The organism is Pseudomonas sp. S3_B08 (genome assembly GCF_054667725.1).
Map to the genome: position 1 here is coordinate 4,429,136 of NZ_CP162750.1, position 23,412 is coordinate 4,452,547.

General features: G+C 61.9%; 20 protein-coding genes. 5 read left to right on the forward strand and 15 right to left on the reverse strand.

The window, feature by feature from the left end:
- Positions 1-23 precede the first annotated feature (23 nt).
- A complete protein-coding gene (locus AB4N73_RS20110; protein ID WP_460142464.1) occupies positions 24-1,397 on the forward strand; it encodes a DUF2868 domain-containing protein in 1,374 nt (457 codons plus the stop codon).
- Positions 1,390-2,775 carry a GTPase/DUF3482 domain-containing protein gene (locus tag AB4N73_RS20115; RefSeq protein ID WP_460142465.1) on the forward strand — a complete coding sequence of 462 codons (1,386 nt, stop codon included), beginning with the start codon at positions 1,390-1,392 and terminating at the stop codon, positions 2,773-2,775. The genes AB4N73_RS20110 and AB4N73_RS20115 overlap by 8 nt, the downstream gene beginning before the upstream one ends.
- Before the next feature lie 162 nt (positions 2,776-2,937).
- Here the strand turns inward: AB4N73_RS20115 and AB4N73_RS20120 are convergent, their stop codons facing one another.
- From AB4N73_RS20120 to AB4N73_RS20155, 8 genes are all read right to left on the reverse strand, one after another.
- Positions 2,938-3,495 (reverse strand): phosphonate degradation HD-domain oxygenase, encoded by a 558-nt coding sequence (locus AB4N73_RS20120; RefSeq protein ID WP_460142466.1) that lies wholly within the window; start codon positions 3,493-3,495, stop codon positions 2,938-2,940.
- Positions 3,492-4,625 carry a TIGR03364 family FAD-dependent oxidoreductase gene (locus AB4N73_RS20125; protein ID WP_460142467.1) on the reverse strand — a complete coding sequence of 378 codons (1,134 nt, stop codon included), beginning with the start codon at positions 4,623-4,625 and terminating at the stop codon, positions 3,492-3,494. The genes AB4N73_RS20120 and AB4N73_RS20125 overlap by 4 nt, the downstream gene beginning before the upstream one ends.
- A 92-nt stretch (positions 4,626-4,717) precedes the next feature.
- Positions 4,718-5,668 (reverse strand): IS110 family transposase, encoded by a 951-nt coding sequence (locus AB4N73_RS20130; protein ID WP_076563955.1) that lies wholly within the window; start codon positions 5,666-5,668, stop codon positions 4,718-4,720.
- Between the two features lie 245 nt (positions 5,669-5,913).
- The gene (locus tag AB4N73_RS20135) at positions 5,914-6,939 is read right to left on the reverse strand and encodes a putative 2-aminoethylphosphonate ABC transporter substrate-binding protein (RefSeq protein ID WP_460142468.1); all 1,026 of its coding nucleotides are present in this window, start codon (positions 6,937-6,939) and stop codon (positions 5,914-5,916) included.
- Between the two features lie 37 nt (positions 6,940-6,976).
- Complete coding sequence (locus AB4N73_RS20140; protein WP_460142469.1) at positions 6,977-8,701, reverse strand: putative 2-aminoethylphosphonate ABC transporter permease subunit; 1,725 nt, start codon at positions 8,699-8,701, stop codon at positions 6,977-6,979.
- Positions 8,701-9,777 carry a putative 2-aminoethylphosphonate ABC transporter ATP-binding protein gene (locus AB4N73_RS20145; protein ID WP_122748337.1) on the reverse strand — a complete coding sequence of 359 codons (1,077 nt, stop codon included), beginning with the start codon at positions 9,775-9,777 and terminating at the stop codon, positions 8,701-8,703. The genes AB4N73_RS20140 and AB4N73_RS20145 overlap by 1 nt, the downstream gene beginning before the upstream one ends.
- Positions 9,778-10,011: 234 nt before the next feature.
- Positions 10,012-10,875: a LysR family transcriptional regulator gene (locus AB4N73_RS20150; RefSeq protein WP_024014693.1), complete on the reverse strand. Its 864-nt coding sequence runs from the start codon at positions 10,873-10,875 to the stop codon at positions 10,012-10,014.
- A 13-nt stretch (positions 10,876-10,888) separates the two neighbouring features.
- Entirely contained in the window at positions 10,889-13,144 is a 2,256-nt protein-coding gene (locus AB4N73_RS20155) for a heavy metal translocating P-type ATPase (RefSeq protein WP_460142470.1), read from the reverse strand.
- An 84-nt stretch (positions 13,145-13,228) separates the two neighbouring features.
- On the opposite strand from AB4N73_RS20155, the gene cadR reads away from it, so the two are divergent.
- Positions 13,229-13,678 (forward strand): Cd(II)/Pb(II)-responsive transcriptional regulator, encoded by a 450-nt coding sequence (gene cadR, locus AB4N73_RS20160; protein WP_016772685.1) that lies wholly within the window; start codon positions 13,229-13,231, stop codon positions 13,676-13,678.
- Between the two features lie 125 nt (positions 13,679-13,803).
- On the opposite strand, the gene AB4N73_RS20165 is transcribed toward cadR, so the two are convergent.
- The 3 genes from AB4N73_RS20165 to AB4N73_RS20175 form a co-directional block, all read right to left on the reverse strand.
- Positions 13,804-14,775, reverse strand: coding sequence for a thymidylate synthase (locus tag AB4N73_RS20165; RefSeq protein ID WP_460142471.1), 972 nt, complete (start codon positions 14,773-14,775; stop codon positions 13,804-13,806).
- Positions 14,776-14,825: 50 nt separating this feature from the next.
- On the reverse strand, positions 14,826-15,641 hold the full coding sequence (gene lgt, locus AB4N73_RS20170) for a prolipoprotein diacylglyceryl transferase (RefSeq protein ID WP_016772683.1): 816 nt from the start codon (positions 15,639-15,641) through the stop codon (positions 14,826-14,828).
- A 79-nt stretch (positions 15,642-15,720) separates the two neighbouring features.
- Complete coding sequence (locus tag AB4N73_RS20175) at positions 15,721-16,503, reverse strand: sulfite exporter TauE/SafE family protein (RefSeq protein ID WP_095181309.1); 783 nt, start codon at positions 16,501-16,503, stop codon at positions 15,721-15,723.
- A 130-nt stretch (positions 16,504-16,633) separates the two neighbouring features.
- On the opposite strand from AB4N73_RS20175, the gene AB4N73_RS20180 reads away from it, so the two are divergent.
- Positions 16,634-17,380, forward strand: coding sequence for an NRDE family protein (locus AB4N73_RS20180; RefSeq protein ID WP_252877071.1), 747 nt, complete (start codon positions 16,634-16,636; stop codon positions 17,378-17,380).
- A gap of 209 nt (positions 17,381-17,589) precedes the next feature.
- Here the strand turns inward: AB4N73_RS20180 and ptsP are convergent, their stop codons facing one another.
- On the reverse strand, positions 17,590-19,869 hold the full coding sequence (gene ptsP / locus AB4N73_RS20185) for a phosphoenolpyruvate--protein phosphotransferase (RefSeq protein ID WP_024014698.1): 2,280 nt from the start codon (positions 19,867-19,869) through the stop codon (positions 17,590-17,592).
- A gap of 22 nt (positions 19,870-19,891) precedes the next feature.
- Positions 19,892-20,371, reverse strand: a complete 480-nt coding sequence (locus tag AB4N73_RS20190; protein WP_003229203.1) for an RNA pyrophosphohydrolase — start codon at positions 20,369-20,371, stop codon at positions 19,892-19,894.
- A gap of 143 nt (positions 20,372-20,514) precedes the next feature.
- Between AB4N73_RS20190 and AB4N73_RS20195 the strand changes: the two genes are divergently transcribed.
- Positions 20,515-21,171: a histidinol-phosphatase gene (locus tag AB4N73_RS20195; protein ID WP_056786265.1), complete on the forward strand. Its 657-nt coding sequence runs from the start codon at positions 20,515-20,517 to the stop codon at positions 21,169-21,171.
- A gap of 120 nt (positions 21,172-21,291) precedes the next feature.
- Here AB4N73_RS20195 and AB4N73_RS20200 read toward each other — a convergent pair whose 3' ends face one another.
- Positions 21,292-21,705 (reverse strand): DUF2269 family protein, encoded by a 414-nt coding sequence (locus AB4N73_RS20200; protein WP_252886951.1) that lies wholly within the window; start codon positions 21,703-21,705, stop codon positions 21,292-21,294.
- Positions 21,706-21,746: 41 nt separating this feature from the next.
- Positions 21,747-23,261, reverse strand: a complete 1,515-nt coding sequence (ilvA, locus tag AB4N73_RS20205) for a threonine ammonia-lyase, biosynthetic (protein WP_150637035.1) — start codon at positions 23,259-23,261, stop codon at positions 21,747-21,749.
- Positions 23,262-23,412: the final 151 nt, after the last annotated feature.

Here is a 23,412-nt window from a genome sequence, read left to right on the forward strand (position 1 = left end):
TCGATTTAGCGATGGGACGCCGCGTGACTGAACTGACTCCACTGCAAAACCTCTGGCTCACCGAAACCATCCGCCTGCGCGAAGAACACGCGGGGCCGCTGGATGACCTGGAAGCCAATCGTCTGGCCCGCGCCGCTGGTGGCGATCTGCCGAGCCGCATTGCGCGCCGGGCGCTATGGCTGGCCGAGCGTGACGGGCTGACCGCCGCCCTCAAGCACTGGCTGCAAGGCGCGCGCCTGGCGCTGGTGCTGTTGATGATTGTCGCCGTGCTCAGCGGCGCCGGCCTGGCATTCGCCGCACTTGGGCAGACGCCGGTGAATGTGTTCTGGGCGCTGGGCAGTCTGCTCGGGATCAATATGATTTTGCTGCTGAGCTGGGCGCTGGGCTTGATTTTCGCTGGCGAACACGGCGCCACCCTCGGGCGCTTGTGGCTGTGGCTCAGCGAAAAATTCGCTCGCGACACCAAAGCCGCGCAACTGGCGCCGGCCCTGCTGTTGCTGCTGCAACGCAAGAAACTCAACCGCTGGGCGCTCGGCGCGTTGGTCAATGGCCTGTGGCTGCTGGCGATGCTCAGCGCGTTGATTCTGCTGCTGACGCTGATGGCCACGCGGCGCTACGGCTTTGTCTGGGAAACCACGATCCTCGGCGCCGACACCTTTATCCATGTCACCCAGGCCCTTGGCTATCTGCCGTCGCTGCTCGGCTTCAATGTGCCGACCGAGGAAATGATCCGCGCCAGCGGCGACGGCGCACTGGATATTGAAAGCGCACGACAAGCCTGGGCAACCTGGCTGGTCGGTGTGCTGGTGGTCTACGGCGTGCTGCCGCGCCTGCTGCTCGCGCTGTTGTGCCTGTGGCGCTGGAACAGCGGCAAAGCCGCGCTGCGCCTGGATCTGAACCTGCCCGGCTACGCGCAACTGCGCGAACGGTTGATGCCGACCAGCGAGCGCCTTGGTGTCAACGACCCGGAGCCGGCGCAACTGCATCGCGTCGAAAGCAACATCGGCGAACGCGCCAGCGAAGGCGCGCTGCTGGTGGCGATCGAGTTGGACGAACAGCGTCCGTGGCCACCCGCGCTGCCGAAAAACGTCAGCAACGCGGGCATCCTCGACAGTCGCGAATCGCGGCACAAACTGCTCGAGCAACTCAGTCGCTTCCCGCCAGCGCGGCTGGCCATCGCCTGTGATCCGCGACGTTCGCCGGATCGCGGCAGCCTCGCGCTGATCGCCGAACTCGCGCGCAACGCCGGCGCCACTCGCATCTGGCTGCTGCAAGCGCCACCCGGCGAAGCGCTGGACGGGCAACGTCTGGGTGACTGGCACGCGGCGCTGCAACAGCTGGAACTGCCATTCGCCGATTGCGCGCCGATGAACTGGCTGGAGAGCGGACATGACTGATGCACGCAAGGCCCCGCTGAAACTGGCAGTGGTTGGCCACACCAACGTCGGCAAGACCTCGCTGCTGCGCACGCTGACCCGTGACGTCGGCTTCGGCGAAGTCTCGCACAGGCCGAGCACCACCCGGCATGTCGAAGGCGCGCGGTTGTCGGTGGATGGCGAGCCGTTGCTCGATCTGTACGACACGCCGGGGCTGGAAGATGCGATCGCCCTGCTGGATTTTCTCGAGCGTCTGGAACGCCCCGGCGAACGCCTCGACGGCCCGGCACGACTGGCGCGGTTTCTCGACGGCAGCGAGGCGCGCCAGCGTTTCGAACAGGAAGCCAAGGTACTGCGACAACTGCTGGCCTCCGATGCCGGTCTGTATGTGATCGACGCCCGCGAACCGGTGCTGGCCAAGTACCGCGACGAGCTGGAAGTGCTCGCCAGTTGCGGCAAACCGCTGCTGCCGGTGCTGAATTTCGTCAGCAGCGCCAACCATCGCGAACCCGATTGGCGTGAAGCGCTGGCGCGGTTGGGGCTGCATGCGTTGGTACGTTTCGACAGCGTCGCGCCGCCCGAGGGTGGCGAGCGGCGCTTGTACGAGAGCCTCGCCCTTCTATTGGAAAACGCCCGGCCGCAACTGGAGCGGTTGATCGCCGACCAGCAGGCGCAGCGCCTCGCCCGTCAGCAAAGCGCCGCGCGCTTGATTGCCGAATTGCTGATCGACTGCGCTGCGTGCCGACGCAGTGTGGTCAGCGAAGCCGAGCAGGAACAACAGGCGATCAGCGAGCTGCGCAAAGCCGTACGTCAGCGTGAGCAGAAGTGCGTTGAGGCGCTGCTCAAGCTCTACGCGTTTCGCCCGCAGGACGCGGCGGCCAGTGACTTGCCGTTGCTCGACGGGCGCTGGGGCGATGATCTGTTCAACCCGGAAACCCTGAAGCAACTCGGCGTGCGCGTCGGCGGCGGCATTGCTGCCGGTGCAGCGGCCGGGGCTGGGGTGGATTTGCTGGTCGGCGGGATTACCCTTGGCGCGGCGGCGTTGGCCGGTGCGATCGCCGGCGGTGCGCTGCAAACCGCGCGCAGTTATGGCAGTCGCCTGCTCGGCAAAATCAAAGGCCAGCGGGAATTGACAGTGGATGACGCCGTGCTGCGCCTGTTGGCGTTGCGCCAGCGCCAGTTGCTGCTGGCCCTGGATCAGCGCGGGCATGCGGCGATGGACAGCATTCAGGTGGCCACGCCTCTGGACAAGACCTGGCGCGAAGGCAAGTTGCCGGAAGCGCTGAACAAGGCGCGCGCGCATCCGCAGTGGTCGTCGCTCAATCCGCAGGCGAAGTTGAATCAGGCGGAAAGGCAGGAGCAGGTTGAGGCGTTGGTTGATCGGGTGCTTGAGCTTTAGATCGCTACCCCCTCACCCCAGCCCTCTCCCGGAGGGAGAGGGGGCCGACTGTGTTGCTCTTGGGTCATACACCGACCTGAGATATCCAGTCGAACTCAGGTTTGAAAAGCATGGAGATCAGCTCCCTCTCCCTCCGGGAGAGGGCTGGGGTGAGGGCTGCAATCACTCAGCCGACAACAATTTCTCAGCCTTGCGCTTTAACACACTCAGATCCACCAGCGGCACCGCAACCTCCTTCGCCAACTCATCCCAACACCGCATGCGCAGACTCAGCGCACACAACGGATCAGCCTCGAACGCATCCGCCTCAGCCGCCCTCATTACCCCGCCCTGATATTCCAGCGTCCTGCGACTCGCCTCACTCAACCGTGCGTAATAGCCCGGCTCGCGCAAGGTCAGATAGCGCTTGGCCTGAACGTGATATTCCACCAGTCGCGCCAGCCGTTCGCTGAAACCTGCCTCACGCAGATAATCGGCCCCGAGCCGTTCATGGCTGACCACGCCATAACCGCCCATGTTTTCCGCGCCCTCGGCACACAAATGGCCGATGTCATGAAAGAACGCCGCCAGCACCACTTCATCGTCACAGCCTTCAGCCATGGCCAATTCTGCGGCCTGGGACATGTGCTCGAGCTGCGACACCGGTTCGCCGATGTAATCGCTGGCGCCGAAGCGTTCATACAGGCCGAACACCCGGGCGATCACCTGTTCGTGATTCATGCCTCCTCCAGTAATTGCGCGATGTTGCGTTCGGCCAGCGCCGGGCCGACGCTCATGCCGACGCCGGTGTGCATCAGCGCCACGCTCAGGCCCGGTGCCGGGCGCAGGAAAGAAAACGGACCAGGCCCACGAGCACCATAGACGCCCTGCCAGCGTTCGACCACTTGCACCCGGCAGCCCAGCGTCTGCTCGGCGAGTTCGAGCATCCAGTTATCGACCTGCTCGGCGTTGAACGGTGACGCATCGCTGCCGTAATGATGCGAATCGCCGATGATCAGTTCGCCATACGGCGTCGGGCTGATCAGCAAGTGAATGCCGTTGGCGTGCAGGTGCGGTTGTTCACGTAGGATCTGCGCCTGCACCGCTGCGGCTTGCGGCAAATCGGCGAAGGCGCCGTAGTGCACGCAGCTCAGGCCGGTGAGCACTGCGTGTTGCAGATTGAGACCGGCCTGCGGTCTGGCGCGGAGCATTTGCAAACGACAGATCTGCGGATTGAGCGCGGCAATCGGCTCGGCCAGTAGGGTCTGATAGTCGTGGCCGGAGCAGACGATGATCTGCTTGCCGGTAAAACTGCCGGCGGTGCTGTGCAGACGCCCCGGCTCGACGTCGCGCACCAGCGTGGAAAAGTGAAACTCGACACTCAGGTCGCGGCGCAAATAATCGATCAGCGCCGGAATCGCTTCGCGCGAGTACAACTGCTGATCATCGATACCGTGCAACGCGGCGCGGTGATGGCTGAACTGGCCGCCATAGAGATCACGCAACGCCGCGCCGCGCAGCAGCTCGACGTTGTAGCCATGCTCGACCGCGCGGTCGGCGCAGAAGGCTTCGAGCAGGTGTTCTTCGGCCTCGCTGCGGGCGAACAGGTACGAACCGTTGCGCTTGATCTGCACACCGGCAAGTTGCGCCCAGTCGCCCCAGATCTCGCGGCTGGCCTTGGCCAGTTCAAGCATGATGCCGGGCGGCTGACCGGTCACCAGCGCCTGGCCGAAGTTGCGCACCGAAGCGCCGAGGGGCGTGGCGGTGCGTTCGAATACCGCGACTTTCAGGCCGCGTTTGGCGGCGGCATAGGCGTGGGACAGACCGAGGATGCCAGCGCCGATGATGAGCAGGTCTTTGGGTTGTGTCATGTAGAGGTGCTCTGAATGAGAAACCGCTTTCGCGAGCAGGCTCGCTCCCACAGGGGACAGCATTGCAACTGTGGGAGATTCTATGGTTATCCTCAAGCGATAACTGCCCCTTTCGATTGATATTCGCTCTGGTTTTTCATCAGGGCGAACGCTATGCGGGCGAGTTTACGGCTGAGCATCACCAGTACCTGTGTAGTCGCTTTTCCACAGCTGAGATGGTGGTTGTAGAACGCCTTCCAGGCATTTGATCGGCAGGCTGACATGGCGGCGTTATGCAGTAACCGTCGCACCTCCGAGCATCCGCGCTTGGTTAAATATCTACGGCCATTTTTTTGGCCCGAGTCGCTCACTCTCAGATCCATGCCTAAAAACGCGACATAAGAGTCGCCACTGGTAAAGTCGCCTCGGTTGTATGCCATGACCAAAGCAGTTGCAGTTAGAAAGCCTATACCTTCGATGGCTTGGCATCTGGCAACTTCTTCCAGCAAACCAGCTTCACGCAAGATTTCCTTGAGCTTTTTCTGAACTAGCAAATCCAGCCTTTCCATGGACTTTACGAAAGTTGCGAACACGGCTTTCAAGCTGGCGTCATTTGCCCAGCTCTGGGTCAGGCTGGTTTTGGCCTGTATCAGCGAAGCTCTACGTCGTAGAAGGCTTTGCAGCTTGCCGTAGACCGCCGGAGGTGGGGTCCAGGGGCGTAAATCTTCGCCTTCATTTTTTAGAAAACGGGCGAGAAGACGGGCGTCAGATGCGTCCGTTTTACTACGGCCACCGACACCTTTACGATAATTACTGAGTTGAAAACCGTCGATGATGAAAACGTCGTGGCCTGACTCATGAGCCAACTCAACCAAGTCGACGTGATAAACATTTGTCGCCTCAACAGCTATGGCGGTGGGTCCCGGCAACGTTTTAAGCCAGCGCTTTATGACGGGCTTTTCATTGGTTATCGAGGTGAGCAGATCTGGATCTGCTAAATAAATAACAAGTTCAGCTTTGGCGACGTCCACACCCACAATTGACTTCGACACGCGCATTGCCACTGACACTTCTCCACGCTAAGGTTTTACGACTTGTAGGGGTTTCACCCAGAGGCGCAGGCTTGTTTCTATCGTCGCTTGAACGAAGCATTCTCTATCGGCGCTTTTGGTGGAAGGGGTGGGGCGAGGTCTCCCACGGTCTGTACTGTTACAGCAGTCAGATGCGAACTGTTCGTCCCACCACCCCTTCAAGTCTAACCATACAAGCGAGCCTGCTCGCGAAGGGGCCTTGTCAGTCGGTAAAGATCTTACTTGGCGACAACTTTCTCGGACTTGCCGTCATACCGCTTGCGCCATTCAGCCAGGATCTCGTCGCGATTCTTTGAGGCCCAGGCAAAGTCGTTCTTGATCAGGCGCTGCTCATAATCGGCTGGCAATTCGGTCTGCGGCTTGGCAATCCCCGGCTGCGCGAGCACGGCGAAGTTCTCTTTGTACAGATCCATCGCCTCGGCGCTGGCGGAGAAATCAGCGAGTTTCTTCGCCGCTTCTTCATGCGGTGTGCCTTTGATCACCGCTGTCGCTTCGATCTCCCAGCCCAGGCCTTCCTTCGGCAGGATGATGTCCAGTGGCGCACCCTGGCGTTTCAGCTGTACGGCTGGATATTCAAAGGAAATCCCGATCGGAAACTCCCCCGCCGCCGCCAGTTTGCACGGCTTGGAACCGGAGTGAACGTACTGGCCGATGTTCTGGTGCAGGCCGTCCATATACGCCCAGCCCTGCTTCTCGCCGAAGGTCTGCAGCCAGGCGCTGACGTCGAGGAAACCGGTGCCGGACGACGCCGGATTGGGCATGACGATCTTGCCCTTGTATTCAGGCTTGGTCAGATCCTGCCAGCTCACTGGCTTGGTCAGGCCCTGCTTCTCGGCCTCGACGGTGTTGAAGCAAATGGTCGCGGCCCACACATCCATGCCTACCCAGGCTGGCGGGTTGGCGGCGTCGCGGTAATTCGCGCCGATCTTGGCCAGATCCTTCGGTGCATAGCTTTGCAGCATGCCTTGCTGATCGAGAATCGCCAGGCTCGACGCGGCCAGGCCCCACACCGCGTCAGCCTGCGGACGAGCCTTTTCGGCGAGCAGTTTGGCGGTGATGATCCCGGTGGAATCGCGCACCCATTTGATCTCGACGTCCGGGTTGGCTTTTTCGAACGCGTCCTTGTAGGACTTCAGTTGCTCGGCTTCGAGTGCGGTGTACACCGTCAACTCGGTTTTTGCCGCGAAGGCATTCAGGCTGAAAGTCGCGAGCACAGCAGCGGCCAGGGCCATAGGCTTGAACATGAGCGTTTTCCTGTAGATGAGTTGATCGGGTTTGCAATCAGTGACCGGGCGCGGTTTGCCGCCAGGCCTGGGAGCGGCGCAACAGGCCGCGCGAAGCCCACGCCAGCAGCAGCGACACGCCGGCCGAAGTGAACAGAATCAGGGTCGACATCGCCGCCGCGCCGCCAACGTTGCCGGCATCGTCCATGTTCAGCACCGCCACCGCCGCGAGGATGGTGTCGGGGCTGTAGAGGAAGATCGCGGCGGAAACCGTGGTCATTGCCGAGACGAACAGGTAGCGCACGATGTCCAGCAGCGCCGGCAGGCAGATCGGCACGGTCACGCGCAGGTAATGCCGATACAGCGGCGCCTTCAGCGACAGCGCAGCGGCTTCAAACTCGGCGTCGAGCTGGCGCAGCGCGGTGGTCGCGGTCATTTGTGCGGTGGTCAGATAGTGCGCAATGGTGCAGACAATCAGCAGCGTCATCGTCCCGTAGAGCACGTGCAGCGGATTGCCGCTGAGGTTGAAGAAGAAAACGTAACCCAGGCCAAGCACCAGCCCCGGCACCGCCATCGGCACGAAGCTGAGCATGCGCAAAGCCAGGTTCAGCCCGCGCTGAGTGCGGGTTTTCTCCATCAGATAGGCGCCAGTGAAAATCAGCACGCTGCCAATCAGCGCCGTGCCCAGAGCCATCTTCAGACTGTTGCCGTAGGCGAGCCAGCCACCGCCGGCGGTCTCGTTGAACTGATAGTGGTTGAGCGACAGCGACAGGTTGTACGGCCAGAACTTCACCAGCGACGAAAACACCGCCATGCCGAACACCAGAATCAACGCCGCGCTGATCAGCAAAACAATGGCCAGATAGCAGCCGTCGCGCAGCTTGCACGGCAGCGGTTTGAACACCTGCGCGCGCCCGCTCATGGAGTCACCATGGCGGCGACGCAACCAGGCATCGACACCGAAACTGAACAGCGCCGGCAGCAACAGCACCATGCCGATCAACGCGCCGCGACCGAATTGCTGCTGGCCGACCACGGCTTTGTAGGCCTCCAGCGCCAGCACTTGATAGTCGCCACCGACCACCACCGGCACACCAAAATCGGTAATGGTCAGGGTGAACACCAGACAGAACGCGGCGAACACCGCCTGCCGGGTCGCCGGCCAGGTGATGCTGCGAAACGCCTTGGCCGGACTGGCGCCCATGCTCGATGCGGCATCGAACAGCCGCGCATCGGCCAGCGACAATGCCGAGAGCAAAATCATCAGCGCATGGGGAAAGGTGTAGATCACCTCACCCAGCACAATGCCCCAGAACCCATAGATATTGTCCGAGAGCAGCCCACGCAGCATGCCCTGATTGCCGAACAGATAGACCAGCGCAATGCCCGGCAGCATCGACGGCGCCATCAGCGGCAGCAGCGAGATCCCGCGCCAGATGCTTTTGCCCGGAATCAGCGTGCGTTGCAGCGCGTAGGCAAACAGGTAGGCCAGCGGTACGACAATGGCCGCAACGCTGAGGGACACTTTCAGGCTGTTGCCGAGCAACCAGTGGAAATTGGCGCTGGTCACCAACTCTTTCGCCGCGAGCCAGCCACCGCCCTGCCCGGCGTCATTGCTGAAACCGCGCCAGAAGATCGCCAGCAACGGCAGCAGCACCGCGAGACCGAGCAACACCAGCAGGATTACTTTGCCGCCGACCACAAACAGGCGATCGCCGATCTCGGCTTTCGAGGACTGTCGCACCTGCTTGTGCGGTAGCGGCAGCGCGAGGTTGCTGTTCATCAGGCGAACACCTGCAAACTGCGCGGCGGCAAGGCGACCATGATCTGCTGGGCGCCGAGGCGCGGCATGGCTTCTGGCGCGAGTTCGGCGAGCAGCGCATGGCCCGGCAGTTGATCGAGTTCGAAGCTCATCCGGCAGCGGTTGCCGAGGAAAGTGATTTCGCGAACCCTGGCCGGGAACAGGTTCTCTTCGTGCACCAGCGGGTTGACGTTGATCGCCTCCGGGCGGCAGAACAGTCGACCCGAAGCGCCGTGTACGCTGCCCTCGGCCAGGCGCAGATTCATCCCGCCGACCTGGGCGTGACTGTCGCTGCTGCGCTGGAACGGCAGCCAGTTGCCCTGGCCGACAAACTCGGCCACGAACGGCGTGGCTGGACGGTTGTAGATTTCCTGCGGCGTGGCGTACTGCTCGACGCGGCCGTTGTTCATCACGGCGATGCGATCGGCCATCAACATCGCTTCGTCCTGATTGTGCGTGACCATCAGCGTGGTGATGCCGAGGTTGCGTTGCAGCTGACGCAGCTCGGTGCACAGATGCTCGCGCACCCGCGCGTCGAGGGCCGACATCGGTTCATCGAGTAATAACAGCGACGGCGCCGGCGCCAATGCGCGAGCGAGCGCTACTCGCTGTTGCTGACCGCCGGACAATTGGCCTGGGTACTTTTTCTCACTGCCGCTGAGGCCGACCAGTTCCAGCATCTGACCGACACGCCGGCGCACTTCATCGCGACCGCTGCCCGCGAGGCCGTAGGCAATGTTCGCCTCGACCGTCAGATTCGGGAACAGCGCGTAGGACTGGAACAGAATCCCGTAATCCCGCGCTTGCGGGGCAAGATGCGAGACATCGCGATCGCCCAGATACAGCTCGCCACTGTCCTGCTGTTCCAGCCCGGCAATGCAGCGCAGCAATGTGGTCTTGCCACAGCCCGACGGGCCGAGCAGGCACACCAGTTCACCGGCGGCGACGTCGAGGGAGACGTTATCCAGCGCAGTGAACGCACCGAAACGCTTGTGCACGCCGCGCACTTTCATCGGCGCGCCGGGGTTGGTCAGGGCAGTTGCGATGGCAGGATTCATGGACGGACCTCAGCAAACGGATGAGGCCAATCCTAGAGTTGTAATGCGTCCGTCATGTGGCAACGAGGCAAAAACGGCTGATAGTGGTATTCGGGGATTTTGGTTCAGATTGTGTTTTGCCTGGGCTGACGCCTTCGCGAGCAGGCTCGCTCCCACAGGGGATCGTGTTCACAACCCAAATCCAATGTGGGAGCGAGCCTGCTCGCGAAGAGGCCTTCTCAGACATTGAAGGTCTCATGCCGGAGACATCTCTTGTGCCAAGCCGAGGAACGCCGCCGGCAGACGCGCACCCTTGCGCTCTTTGAGGCAATACAGATACTCCGGAATCTGCGGCGCATTCTCGATGGTCAGCACGCGCAATTGCGGATCATGCGGCACTTCCTGCCGGGCAATGATGCTGATGCCGATATTGCGCAGCACCGCCTCGCGAATCGACTCGCGGCTGCCGATCTCCAGCAACGGCCCGAAACTGACCCCGGCGCTGGCCAGCAACTCTTCGGTCAAGCGCCGCGTGGTCGAACCCGGCTCGCGCATCAACAACGTATGCCCGGCCAGCGCGTTCAGCGTCACATGCTCCAGCGAGGCCAACGGATGATTGCGATGCACCGCCAGCACCAGCGGATCGGTGCCGAGCACCCGGCGAATCAACCGTGCATCGTCGAGCAACTGCGACGATGCCGCGACATCCACGCGGTAATCCTCCAGCGCTTCCAGGACCTGCTGCGAGTTGCCGATTTCCACCGACACTTCCACCTGCGGCAAACGCTCGCGGAAGGTCTTCACCAGATCGAGGATGTAATACGGCGCCGTCGCGGCAATGCGCAGCGTGCCCTGCACTTGCCCGCTATTGCGCAGAAAGAACTCGATGTCGGCCTCTTGCTGCAATAGGGTCTTGACCATCGGCAGCAAGCGCGCGCCTTCGTCACTGACGCTTAAGCGGCGCCCGCCACGGTAGAACAGTTCCACCGAATACTGACTCTCCAGATTGCGGATTTGCGTGGTCACGGTCGGTTGGCTGAGGCCGAGTTTTTTCGCCGCCAGCGTAATGCTGCCCAGGCGGGCGACCATGTAAAACGCTTTCAGCTCGGCACTCAGCACACTCTTTCCTCATCTATTTGCGCAGCAGGCGCAAACCGTTGAACACCACCAGCAGGCTCACACCCATATCGGCAAACACCGCCATCCACATGGTGGCAAGCCCGGCAAAGGTTACCGCAAGAAAGATCGCCTTGATCACCAGCGCCAGTGCGATGTTCTGTTTCAGGATGCTGGCGGTGTTGCGCGACAGGCTGATGAACGCGGGGATCTTGCGCAGATCGTCGTCCATCAGGGCGACATCGGCGGTTTCGATCGCGGTATCGGTGCCGGCGGCGGCCATGGCGAAACCGATCTCGGCGCGGGCCAGTGCCGGGGCGTCGTTGATGCCATCGCCGACCATACCGACCCGGTGGCCCTGCTTGTACAGATCTTCAATCGCTTGCAGCTTGTCGGTCGGCAGCAAGTCGCCGCGCGCCTCGTCGATGCCGACCTGGGCGGCAATCGCTTGCGCGGTGTGGACGTTGTCGCCGGTCAGCATCAGGGTTTTCACCCCGAGTTCATGCAACTGACGAATCGCTTCAAGGCTGGTTTCCTTGACCGTGTCGGCCACGGCGAACAGTGCCAGTGGGCCTGATTTGTCGAGCAGCAACACCACGGATTTGCCCTGCTTTTCCAGCGCGAACAGCTTCTCTTCCAGCTGCGGTGAGCACAGGCCAAGCTCTTCGACCAGACGATGATTGCCCAAGTGATAAGTCTGGCCGTTGATGTCACCTTTAACACCTCGCCCGCCCAGTGCCTCGAAGTTATCCACAGTCAGCGCGGCGAGGTTTTTATCCACAGCGGCGTTGGCAATCGCCAGCGACACCGGGTGATCGGAGCGCCCGGCCAGCGCGGCGGCGATTGCCGGTGCGCTGGCATCGGCCGTCGGGTCGAGTGACAGGTAATCGGTCTGCACCGGTTTGCCGTGGGTGATCGTGCCGGTCTTGTCCAGCGCCAGATAATCAAGCTTGAAGCCGCCCTCCAGATACACGCCGCCCTTGACCAGAATGCCCTTGCGCGCCGCCGCCGCGAGGCCGCTGACGATGGTCACCGGGGTGGAAATCACCAGTGCGCACGGGCAGGCAACCACCAGCAACACCAGCGCGCGGTAGATCCAGTCGAACCACGCCGCGCCCATGAACAACGGCGGGATGATCGCCACGGCCAAGGCGAAGACGAATACCGCCGGGGTGTAGATTTTCGAGAATTGGTCAACGAAACGCTGCGTCGGCGCCCGCGCGCCCTGGGCCTGTTCGACGGCGTGAATGATCCGCGCCAAGGTCGAATTGTTCGCCGCAGCGGTCACCGTATATTCCAGCGAACCGGCCTGATTGATGGTGCCAGCGAAGACTTTGTCACCGACGGTTTTTTCCACCGGCAGGCTTTCGCCGGTGATCGGCGCCTGGTCGATGGTCGAGCTGCCGCTGACCACCGCGCCGTCCAGCGCGATGCGCTCGCCGGGTTTCACCCGCACGCGGGCGCCGAGATCGACGCTTTTCACCTCTTGTTCGCGCCAGTTGCCGTCGGCCTGCAAGACCGTGGCTTGCTCGGGGGTCATCTGCATCAAGCCGCTGATCGCATTGCGTGCACGATCCAGCGAGCGTGCCTCGATCAGCTCGGCGACGGTGAAGAGGAACATCACCATCGCCGCTTCCGGCCACTGGCCGATGAGAATCGCGCCAGTCACGGCGATGCTCATCAGCGCGTTGATGTTGAGGTTGCGGTTCTTCAGGGCGATCCAGCCCTTTTTATAAGTGCCGAGGCCGCCGCTGAGGATCGACACCAGCGCAACGACTGCCACCACCCAGTCCGGCGCGGCGCTGGTGAAATGAATGACTTCGGCGCCCAGCGCGGTCAAGCCGGACAGCGCCAATGGCCACCAGTGTTTTTTCACCGCTGCCGGTACTGGCGCGTCGACACCCGCCTCGAGCGGCTCGGCGTGCATGCCGAGGGACTTGATCGCTTCGGTGATCGGCTCGGTGCCCGGCAGATTGTGGGTCACGCCAAGTACGCGGTTGATCAGGTTGAATTCCAGTTGCTGCACCCCGGCCAGTTTGCCGAGTTTGTTCTGGATCAGCGTCTGCTCGGTCGGGCAGTCCATTGCCTCGATGCGGAAGCTGCTCAGGCGCGCGTCGGCGCTGGTCTTTTCGCTCAGTTGCACCCGCGCAGGTGCGGCGGCTTTTGAGGAGCAGCAGGAATCGCCGCCATGCGCATGTTTATGCACGGGCTGCAATTTATGACTGTGATCGTGACCGTCGCCGGGCTTGTGGGTGTGCAGGGAATCGCTCATTGGTCGCGTCCATGAAGGTGCCTGTTGCCAAGTAAAGACCCTGTAGCCACTATAGGGTCAAGCACCCTTTTGGAGATGGCGGTCATGAAGATCGGCGAACTGGCGAAACTCACCGACTGTGCGGTTGAAACCATCCGCTACTACGAGCGCGAAAACCTCCTGCCGGAACCGGCGCGCAGCGACGGCAACTATCGCGTCTACACCCAAGCCCACGCCGAGCGCCTGACCTTCATCCGCAACTGCCGCACCCTCGACATGACCCTCGAAGAAATCCGCAGCCTGCTCGCCCTACGCGACAGCCCGCAGGATCAGTGCGAGAGCGTCAATGCGCTGATCGACGAACATATTCAGCATGTGAAGGCGCGGATTGATGGCTTGCTGGCCTTGCAGACACAACTGCTCGACCTGCGCCAACGCTGTGGCGAAGGGCCGGAGGCGGATCAATGCGGGATCTTGCAGCGGCTGGAAGTGAGTGGCGGGGTTGTCGCAACCGAAGTCGAACACTCCCACGTAGGCCGTAGCCACGGCCACTAAGCACACCGCAAAAACAAATGTGGGAGCGAGCCTGCTCGCGAAAGCGGTGTATCAGTCGACACATCTGTGACTGACACGCCCTCTTCGCGAGCAGGCTCGCTCCCACAGGGATATTGCGGTGTGGTTTAGACCGCCATCGGCGCGGTCATTGGTGGGTGGTGCTCGTAGCCTTCCAGCGAGAAATCGCTCGGTTCCACCAGCTCCAGCCACTCCGGCTGATATACACCAGTCTTGGCAAACTCCGGCACGCGGTCGGAGATTTTCAGTTTCGGCATGGCAAACGGCTCGCGCTTGAGCTGTTCGTTGAGCATGTCCAGGTGGTTTTCGTAGACGTGCGCATCGCCGATGAAATAGGTGAACCAGCGCGGCGTGTAACCGGTCAGGCGACCGATCAGGCTCAGCAGTGCGGCGCCTTCGGTGAGGTTGAACGGCGTGCCCAGGCCCAGATCATTGGAGCGGATGTACAGGGTCAGCGAGATCTCTTTGGTCTCGACATTCGGGTGGAACTGGTACAGCAGGTGGCATGGCGGCAGGGCCATTTCATCGAGCTGGGCGACGTTCCAGCCGTGGAACAGAATGCGGCGGCTGCCCGGATCCTTGATGATCGTGTCGACGCACTGGCGTACCTGGTCGATCGCCTTGTACAGCACGACGTAGGCCTGGCCGTCTTCTTCGCCCTGAGCGATCTGCTTGTAGCCGTTGCTCAGGGTCTGTTCGATGGCAGCGGTGCTGCTCAGCGGGATCTGCTTGTACGCCGGCCACTTGCGCCATTGCACGCCGTAGATTTCACCGAGGTCGTCGTCGCCCTGACGGAACGGGTTGGCCAGCCACTGCGCGTTTTCGTTGGCGTTCTGGTCCCAGACCTTGCAGCCCAGCGCGCGGAATTCAGCGGCGTTGTTCACGCCACGCAGAAAGCCGCACATCTCGCCGATGGCCGATTTGAAGGCCATTTTGCGCGTGGTGATCGCCGGGAAGCCTTCCTGCAGATCGAAACGCAGCATCGCTCCCGGGAAACTGATGGTGTTGATACCGGTGCGGTTGGCCTGCTTGGTGCCGTTCTGAATGACGTGCGAGACCAGTTCGAGATATTGCTTCATGAGTTACCTGTGTCCTTGGAGCCCCGGCGTCGCGCGCCGGGGTTCGTAGTTTAAGCCGTCGGCGCGAGCGGCGCTGCCGGGGCGCGACGATAGGCCAGCCAGATCAGCAACAGCCCGCCGACAATCATCGGCACGCAGAGCACCTGGCCCATGGTCAGCCAGTTCCACGCCAAGTAGCCGAGCTGAGCATCCGGGACGCGGACGAACTCGACGATGAAACGGAAGATGCCGTAGAACAGCGCGAACATGCCGGAGACCGCCATGGTCGGACGCGGTTTGCGCGAGAAGATCCACAGGATCAGGAACAGCGCCACGCCTTCGAGGGCGAACTGATACAGCTGCGACGGGTGGCGCGGCAACTGCGCCGGATCGCTGAACGGCGGGAACACCATCGCCCACGGCACGTCGGTGGCCTTACCCCACAACTCGGCGTTGATGAAGTTGCCGATGCGCCCGGCGCCCAGGCCGATCGGCACCATCGGCGCGACGAAGTCCATCAGCTGGAAGAACGACTTGCCATTGCGCTTGCCGAACCACAAGGCCGCGAGCATCACGCCGATGAATCCGCCGTGGAACGACATGCCGCCCTTCCACACTTCGAAAATCAGCGTCGGGTTGGCCAGGTACGCGCTCAGATCATAGAACAGCACGTAACCCAGACGGCCGCCAACAATCACGCCCATCGATAGCCAGAACACCAGATCGGAGAGTTTCTCCTTGGTCCAGGTCGGGTCGAAGCGGTTGAGCCGGCGCGACGCCAACAGCCACGCGCCGCCGATGCCGATCAGGTACATCAGACCGTACCAGTGGATTTTCAGCGGACCGATGGCCAGGGCCACCGGGTCGATCTGCGGGTAAGGCAGCATTGCGACTCCTTGTTAGAGTTGAAAGCAAAATTCCCGGGTGACGCTGCCACCTCAGGATTAAGCCAGGATTGCCACGCGATCAGAGCAGAAAGCTCAAACCCACGCAGAACAGCAAAGCGGCGAACAGCCTTTTCAGCAAGCGCGGCGACAACCTGTGCGCCAGACGCGCGCCGAGCCGAGCGAAGACCATGCTGGTCAGGGCGATGCCCAACAATGCCGGCAGATAAATAAAACCGAGACTATGGGCCGGCAACAACGGATCGTGCCACCCCAGAATCATGAAACTTAACGCGCTGGCCAAGGCAATCGGCAGGCCACAGGCCGACGAGGTCGCCACGGCCTGCTGCATCGGCACGCTGCGCCAGGTCAGAAACGGCACGGTCAGCGAGCCGCCGCCAATACCGAAAATCGCCGAGGCCCAGCCAATCACCGTACCGGCAGCGGTCAGACCGAGTTTGCCCGGTACCGTTCGGCTGGCCTTGGGTTTGACGTCCAGCGCCAGCTGCACGGCGATCACCAGGGCAAATACGCCGATGATCTTTTGCAGGTTCGGCCCGGAGATCGCTTCAGCAGTCAGCGCCCCGAAACCGGCGCCGAGCAGAATGCCCACGGTCATCCAGCGAAAAATCGCCCAGCGCACCGCGCCGCGACGGTGATGTTCACGCACGGCGTTGACCGAGGTGAATATGATCGTCGCCAGCGACGTCCCTACCGCCAAATGCGTAAGAATCGACTGATCGAAGCCCTGCAAAGTGAAGCTGAACACCAGCACCGGGACGATGATGATCCCGCCGCCAACGCCAAACAGCCCGGCGAGCACGCCCGCACAGGCACCGAGCGCCAGGTAGAGCAGAAATTCCATGACCGTCTCCAGCACGCATCGGCAAAACAGGAGCGGCATGTTAACGGATGCGCAGCCTTCTGCTCCACTGGCGATGGATGCACGGACGCCGGATGCGTAGAGTGGGCAAAAAACACACAAGGACCACCTTATGTGCCTGATTGTTTTCGCTTGGCGCCCGGACCATGCCCAGCCGCTGATCGTCGCGGCCAACCGCGACGAATTCTACGCCCGCCCCAGCCTGCCATTGGCGCCGTGGCCCGAGGCGCCGCATGTGCATGCCGGGCGCGATCTTGAAGCCGGCGGCACGTGGCTGGGGATCGGCAGCAACGGACGCTTCGCCGCGCTGACCAATATCCGCGATCCGCAACAGCCGCCCGCGACCAAATCCCGGGGCGAGCTGGTGGCGCGGTTTCTTGCGGGCGATCTGTCGATTGATGATTATTTGAGCGATGTGGTGGGTCGTGCCGCCGAATATGCCGGGTTCAATCTGCTGCTGGGCAATGCCCATGAGTTGTGGCACTTCAATGCGCGGGCGTCAGAGCCGGTGATGTTGCAGCCTGGAGTTTATGGGTTATCCAACGCGGGGCTGGATACGCCGTGGCCGAAACTGCTCAAGGCCAGGGCGGCGTTGAGCGCGGTACTGGATGATCCGCAGCCTGAGCGCTTGTTGACCCTGCTCAGCGATGCACAGACCGCCCCCGAGGCGGAGTTGCCGGATACCGGGGTGGGCATGGCGACGGAAGCATTGTTGTCGAGCGTGTTTATTGCCAGCCAGAGTTATGGCACGCGGGCGAGTACAGCGTTGGTTGTGCAGGCGGACGGAACGCGGCGGATGGTGGAGCGCAGTTTTGGGCCGTATGGCGGGCATCTCGGGGAAGTTGAGGTTTGTGTCTAACAGCAGCCCCTCACCCCAGCCCTCTCCCGGAGGGAGAGGGGGCCGACCGAAGTGCCTTGCGGTATACATCGACCTGAGAGATCGAGTCGATTATGGATTCAGCAAAGCACTTACAGGTCGACGGAGTTCTGCAGCATCCCCCAATCAGTCCCCTCTCCCTCTGGGCGGTCCGACGTTTCGGGAGGGCTAGGGTGAGGGGCCTTTGATCTTTAGAGAGCCTTGGTCACCACCGGCGAATTCATCTTGGCCAACCCGAGATTCTTCAGCGCCAGTTGCAGCGAGCTGTGGATAACCTGCGGGTTATCGATCTTCATCAATTCCGCCAGCATCTCCTGCGCCTTGCTCAGGTTCACCTGACGCAACATCCACTTCACCTTCGGCAGGTTGGTGGCGTTCATCGACAAGCTGTCGAAACCCATCGCCATCAACAGCACCGCCGCCGCCGGATCACCGGCCATCTCGCCGCAGATGCTCACCGGTTTGCCTTCGGCATGGGCGTCAGTGACCACGGTTTGCAGAGCTTGCAGCACCGCAGGGTGCAGATAGTCGTAGAGGTCGGCGACGCGCGGGTTGTTGCGGTCTACCGCCAGCAGATACTGGGTCAGGTCGTTGGAGCCGACGGAGAGGAAGTCGACCATCCGCGCCAGTTCCTTGGTCTGGTACACCGCTGCCGGGATTTCGATCATCACGCCGATCGGCGGCATCGGCACGTCGGTGCCTTCGTCGCGCACTTCGCCCCAGGCACGGTGGATCAGGTGCAGGGCTTCTTCGAGTTCGTGAGTGCCGGAGATCATCGGCAGCAGAATCCGCAGGTTGTTCAGGCCTTCGCTGGCCTTGAGCATCGCGCGGGTCTGCACGAGGAAGATTTCCGGGTGGTCGAGGGTGACGCGGATACCGCGCCAGCCGAGGAACGGGTTGTCTTCCTTGATCGGGAAGTACGACAGCGACTTGTCACCGCCGATGTCGAGGCTGCGCATGGTCACCGGTTGCGGGTGGAACGCGGCGAGCTGTTCGCGGTAGATCGCCAGCTGTTCCTTCTCGCTCGGGAAGCGCTGGTTGATCATGAACGGCACTTCGGTACGGTACAGGCCGACCCCTTCGGCGCCACGCTTCTGCGCCCGCGCCACATCGGCGAGCAGGCCGGTGTTGACCCACAGCGGCATGCGGTGGCCATCGAGGGTCACGCACGGCAGGTCGCGCAGGGTGTCGAGGCCCAGCGCCAGTTGTTTCTCTTCTTCGACGACTTCGGCGAACTGCTTGCGCAGTACTTCGCTGGGGTTGGTGTAGACCTCGCCACGGGTGCCGTCGACGATCATTTCGATGCCGTCGACCTTGGCGTACGGCAGATCGACCAGACCCATTACCGTCGGAATGCCCATGGCTCGGGCGAGAATCGCAACGTGGGAGTTACCTGAACCGAGCACCGAGACCAGACCGACCAGCGTGCCTTCCGGCACCTCGCCGAGCATCGCCGGCGTCAGCTCTTCGCTGACCAGAATGGTTTTTTCCGGGTAGACCAGGTTCTGCTGGCGCTCTTCCTGCAGATAGGCGAGCAGACGGCGGCCAAGGTCTTTGACGTCCGAAGCACGCTCGCGCAGGTAGGCGTCGTCCATCAGTTCGAAACGGTTGACGTGCTCAGTGACCACCTGACGCAGCGCGCCCTGAGCCCACTGCCCCGTCTTGATCACCGTAGTGATTTCGCTGCCCAGCGAGGCATCGTCGAGCATCATCAGGTAGACGTCGAACAGCGCGCGCTCTTCCGGGCGCAGCTGGGTCGCGAGTTTGGCGGACAAGGCGCGCATGTCGGCGCGCACGCCTTCGATGGCGGTCTTGAACAGCGCCAGCTCAGCGTTGATGTCGGTGATGGTCTTGTCCGGCACCACGTCCAGGTCCGCCGGCGGCAGCATGACCACGGCGGTACCGACGGCAGCACCCGGCGAACCCGGTACGCCGACGAACTTGGCTTCCTGAATGCCCTTGCCCTGCCGGCCCAGACCACGGATCGAACCGGTGGCCTCGGCGTGGGCGATCACGCCGGCAAGCTGCGCGCTCATGGTCACGAGGAAGGCTTCTTCACCTTCGTCGAACTGGCGGCGTTCTTTCTGCTGGATGACCAACACGCCGACGACGCGGCGGTGGTGGATGATCGGTGCACCGAGGAACGAGGCGTAACGCTCTTCACCGGTTTCGGCGAAGTAGCGATAGCGCGGGTGAACCGAAGCGTTTTCCAGGTTCAGGGGTTCTTCACGCGTGCCGACCAGACCGACCAGACCCTCGTTGGGGGCCATGCTGACCTTGCCGATCGAGCGCTTGTTCAAGCCCTCGGTGGCCATCAGGACGAAGCGATTGGTTTCCGGATCAAGCAGGTAGACCGAGCAGACCTGGCTGCCCATGGCCTCTTTGACGCGCAACACAATAATCCCCAACGCCGCCTTGAGATCCTTGGCGGAGTTAACTTCCTGGACGATCTTGCGCAGCGTATTGAGCATGGCTCGGGGTCGAACTCCGTCGTCAGTCGCGCGCTAAAAGGCGCGGGGCAAGCTCTTTGAGAGCGCGTCGATACACCTCGCGCTTGAATGTCACCACCTGGCCCAACGGATACCAATAGCTGACCCAGCGCCAGCCATCGAACTCCGGTTTACCGGTCAGATCCATCCGCACCCGCTGCTCGTTGGAGATCAGGCGCAGGAGGAACCATTTCTGTTTCTGGCCGATGCACAGCGGTTGGCTGTGGGTACGCACCAGGCGTTGCGGCAAACGATAGCGCAACCAGCCTCGGGTACAGGCCAGTATTTCAACATCTTCACGTTCCAGGCCAACTTCTTCGTTCAGCTCGCGGTACAAGGCGTCTTCCGGCGTCTCCTCGGGGTTGATCCCCCCTTGCGGAAACTGCCAGGCGTCCTGATTGATACGGCGAGCCCATAGCACCTGGCCGGCGTCATTCGTCAGAATGATCCCGACATTGGGGCGGAAACCATCGGGGTCGATCACGGCAACAACCTCGCAAACGCATGTCGCCGCATTGTTCCACAAAGCTTGATCAGGCGGCAACGAAGGTTCCTACCTTATGTGCACTCTTGTGAAAAGACCGTATTCTTGTCGCCTTTTTACTGACTTTTCAGCGGGTAACTGCAATGCGCCTGGCTTTATTCGATTTGGACAACACCCTTCTGGGCGGCGACAGCGATCACGCTTGGGGCGATTATCTGTGCGAGCGCGGCTTCCTCGACCCGATCGCCTACAAGGCGCGTAACGACGAGTTCTATCAGGATTACCTGGCCGGCAAGCTGGACAACGCCGCCTACCTGAACTTCTGCCTGGAAATTCTCGGCCGCACGGAAATGGCCGTGCTTGAGCAATGGCACAGCGATTACATGCGCGACTGCATCGAGCCGATCGTGCTGCCCAAGGCACTGGAGCTGCTGAAGAAGCACCGCGATGCCGGCGACAAACTAGTGATCATCACCGCCACCAACCGTTTCGTGACGGCACCGATCGCCGTGCGCCTGGGCGTGGAAACCCTGATTGCCACCGAATGCGAAATGATCGACGGCCGCTACAGCGGGCGCAGCACCGACATCCCGTGCTTCCGCGAAGGCAAGGTCACGCGCCTCAATCGCTGGCTGGAAGAGACCGGCTATTCGCTCGAGGACAGCTATTTCTATAGCGATTCGATGAATGATCTGCCGCTGCTGGAGCAGGTGGCGAATCCGGTGGCGGTGGACCCGGATCCGAATCTGCGGGCCGAGGCCGAGAAGCGTGGCTGGCCGGTGATTTCGTTGCGCGGCTGAGATTGCTATCGCTGGCAAGCCAGCTCCCACAGGGTTGTCAGTGTCCACTTAATCTGTGTTCACTGAATACCCCTGTGGGAGCTGGCTTGCCAGCGATGGGGGTCAACTCGGCCTCAAGCCTTAAACCGGCTTGGCCCCCATCAACGCCGCGATGGCGACAAATCCGACGCCGCTGACAATCGCCAGCGCCAGATTGAACTTGCGATTGCCCACCCCGCTTGTCCACAGCCGATCCAGCCGGACCAGCAGCCAGACCGCACTGAACGTGGCCACGGCGTAGATCACGCTGGAACCCAGAATCCAAAACTGGCCCAACGGCCAGCCAACCAGATGCACCAACCACCAGCCGGTGAAGGGCATGCTGAGCATGCCGATCAGCATCAGACACCAGATGAACAGCCAGGGACGGCGCATCGTACTGGCCGGCCCTTCACTGCGATTTCGCCAGGTCAGGGCGGCGAGCACCAGCCCGCTCGCGAGGATCACCACGGTCGCCGCGACGTGAAGGACTTTCAGGGTGGTCAGGGTTTCCATGTCGTTCTCATCCGTAGATCCATGCCCATCAGCGTAGCCGCTCAGCCAAGAAACAGCTGATAGGCCGGGTTATCGCTTTCATCCCAGTATGGATAGCCGATTTCCGCCAGCGCCGCCGGCACCAGATGACGCTCGTCATGCGGCACTTGCAAGCCGGCGACCACACGCCCGTCCGCCGCGCCGTGGTTGCGGTAGTGGAACATCGAGATGTTCCAGCGCCCGCCGAGCTTGTTGAGGAAGTTGAACAGCGCGCCCGGGCGCTCCGGGAATTCGAAGCGCAGCACCACTTCATCGACCACCTGCGCGGCGCGGCCACCGACCATGTGGCGAATGTGCAGCTTGGCCAGCTCGTTGTCGGTCAGGTCGAGCACCGGAAACCCCTGCTCGGTCAGGCTCGCCAGCAAGGCGCTGCGCGGATCGTTGTCCGGGTGGGTCTGCACGCCAACAAAGATGTGCGCTTCGCTGCCGGTGTTGTAGCGGTAATTGAATTCAGTGATCTGGCGCTTGCCGATGGCTTCGCAGAACGCCTTGAAGCTGCCGGCCTTTTCCGGAATGGTCACGGCGATGATCGCCTCGCGACCTTCGCCCAGTTCGGCGCGCTCGGCGACGTGGCGCAGGCGGTCAAAATTGACGTTGGCGCCGGAGTCGATGGCGACGAAAGTCTGCCCGCTGACGCCACGTTGCTCGACGTACTTCTTGATTCCGGCCACGCCCAGCGCGCCGGCAGGTTCGGTGATCGAGCGGGTATCGTCGTAGATATCCTTGATTGCTGCGCAGATCTCGTCGGTGCTGACGGTAATCACTTCGTCGACGTAATCCTTGCAGATCTCGAAGGTGTACTGGCCGATCTGCGCCACCGCCACGCCGTCGGCGAAAATGCCCACGGCCGGCAGAACCACGCGCTCGCCCGCTGCCATTGCCGCTTGCAGGCAGTTGGAGTCGTCCGGCTCGACGCCAATTACCTTGATGTCCGGACGCAGGTATTTCACGTAGGCCGCGATACCGGCGATCAGGCCGCCACCGCCGACCGGGACGAAAATCGCATCCAGCGGCTGCGGGTGCTGACGCAGGATTTCCATGGCCACGGTGCCCTGCCCGGCAATGGTGTGCGGATCGTCGTACGGGTGGATGTAGACGTAGCCTTTTTCATCGACCAGTTTCAGCGAATAGGCCAGCGCTTCCGGAAACGAGTCACCGTGCAGCACCACTTTGCCGCCGCGCGAACGCACGCCTTCGACTTTGATTTCCGGGGTGGTCTTGGGCATGACGATGGTGGCTTTGACGCCCAACACTTTCGCCGCCAGAGCCAGACCCTGCGCATGATTGCCCGCCGAGGCGGTGACCACGCCACGAGCGCGCTCTTCGTCGCTCAATTGCGTCAGCTTGTTGTAGGCGCCGCGAATCTTGAACGAGAACACTGGCTGCAAGTCTTCGCGCTTGAGCCAGATGTCATTGCCCAGCCGCTCGGAGAGCTGGCGGGCGTTCTGCAGCGGGGTTTCTACGGCAACGTCATAAACGCGCGAGGTGAGGATCTTTTTGACGTACTGTTCGAGCATCGGAAAGCATCACTGGCGATTGGGCGGGACCAGCGAGTCTAACCCGCCTTTTGCCGAGGCGACCACACTAAACAGGTGGTTTTAAGGTCTGGAAACCCAATCTTGAGTGAGCACCGTTGTGGTGAGGGGATTTATCCCCGCTGGAGTGCGA

Bases quoted from the DNA above. Each gene is read 5' to 3' on its own strand.
- AB4N73_RS20115 (WP_460142465.1), top strand. From the start codon at position 1,390: ATGACTGATGCACGCAAGGCCCCGCTGAAACTGGCAGTGGTTGGCCAC.
- ilvA (WP_150637035.1), bottom strand. From the start codon at position 23,261: ATGCTCGAACAGTACGTCAAAAAGATCCTCACCTCGCGCGTTTATGAC.
- AB4N73_RS20135 (WP_460142468.1), bottom strand. From the start codon at position 6,939: ATGTTCAAGCCTATGGCCCTGGCCGCTGCTGTGCTCGCGACTTTCAGC.
- AB4N73_RS20195 (WP_056786265.1), top strand. From the start codon at position 20,515: ATGCGCCTGGCTTTATTCGATTTGGACAACACCCTTCTGGGCGGCGAC.
- AB4N73_RS20145 (WP_122748337.1), bottom strand. From the start codon at position 9,777: ATGAATCCTGCCATCGCAACTGCCCTGACCAACCCCGGCGCGCCGATG.
- cadR (WP_016772685.1), top strand. From the start codon at position 13,229: ATGAAGATCGGCGAACTGGCGAAACTCACCGACTGTGCGGTTGAAACC.
- ptsP (WP_024014698.1), bottom strand. From the start codon at position 19,869: ATGCTCAATACGCTGCGCAAGATCGTCCAGGAAGTTAACTCCGCCAAG.
- AB4N73_RS20125 (WP_460142467.1), bottom strand. From the start codon at position 4,625: ATGACACAACCCAAAGACCTGCTCATCATCGGCGCTGGCATCCTCGGT.
- AB4N73_RS20140 (WP_460142469.1), bottom strand. From the start codon at position 8,701: ATGAACAGCAACCTCGCGCTGCCGCTACCGCACAAGCAGGTGCGACAG.
- AB4N73_RS20180 (WP_252877071.1), top strand. From the start codon at position 16,634: ATGTGCCTGATTGTTTTCGCTTGGCGCCCGGACCATGCCCAGCCGCTG.
- lgt (WP_016772683.1), bottom strand. From the start codon at position 15,641: ATGCTGCCTTACCCGCAGATCGACCCGGTGGCCCTGGCCATCGGTCCG.
- AB4N73_RS20165 (WP_460142471.1), bottom strand. From the start codon at position 14,775: ATGAAGCAATATCTCGAACTGGTCTCGCACGTCATTCAGAACGGCACC.
- AB4N73_RS20155 (WP_460142470.1), bottom strand. From the start codon at position 13,144: ATGAGCGATTCCCTGCACACCCACAAGCCCGGCGACGGTCACGATCAC.
- AB4N73_RS20120 (WP_460142466.1), bottom strand. From the start codon at position 3,495: ATGAATCACGAACAGGTGATCGCCCGGGTGTTCGGCCTGTATGAACGC.
- AB4N73_RS20175 (WP_095181309.1), bottom strand. From the start codon at position 16,503: ATGGAATTTCTGCTCTACCTGGCGCTCGGTGCCTGTGCGGGCGTGCTC.
- AB4N73_RS20200 (WP_252886951.1), bottom strand. From the start codon at position 21,705: ATGGAAACCCTGACCACCCTGAAAGTCCTTCACGTCGCGGCGACCGTG.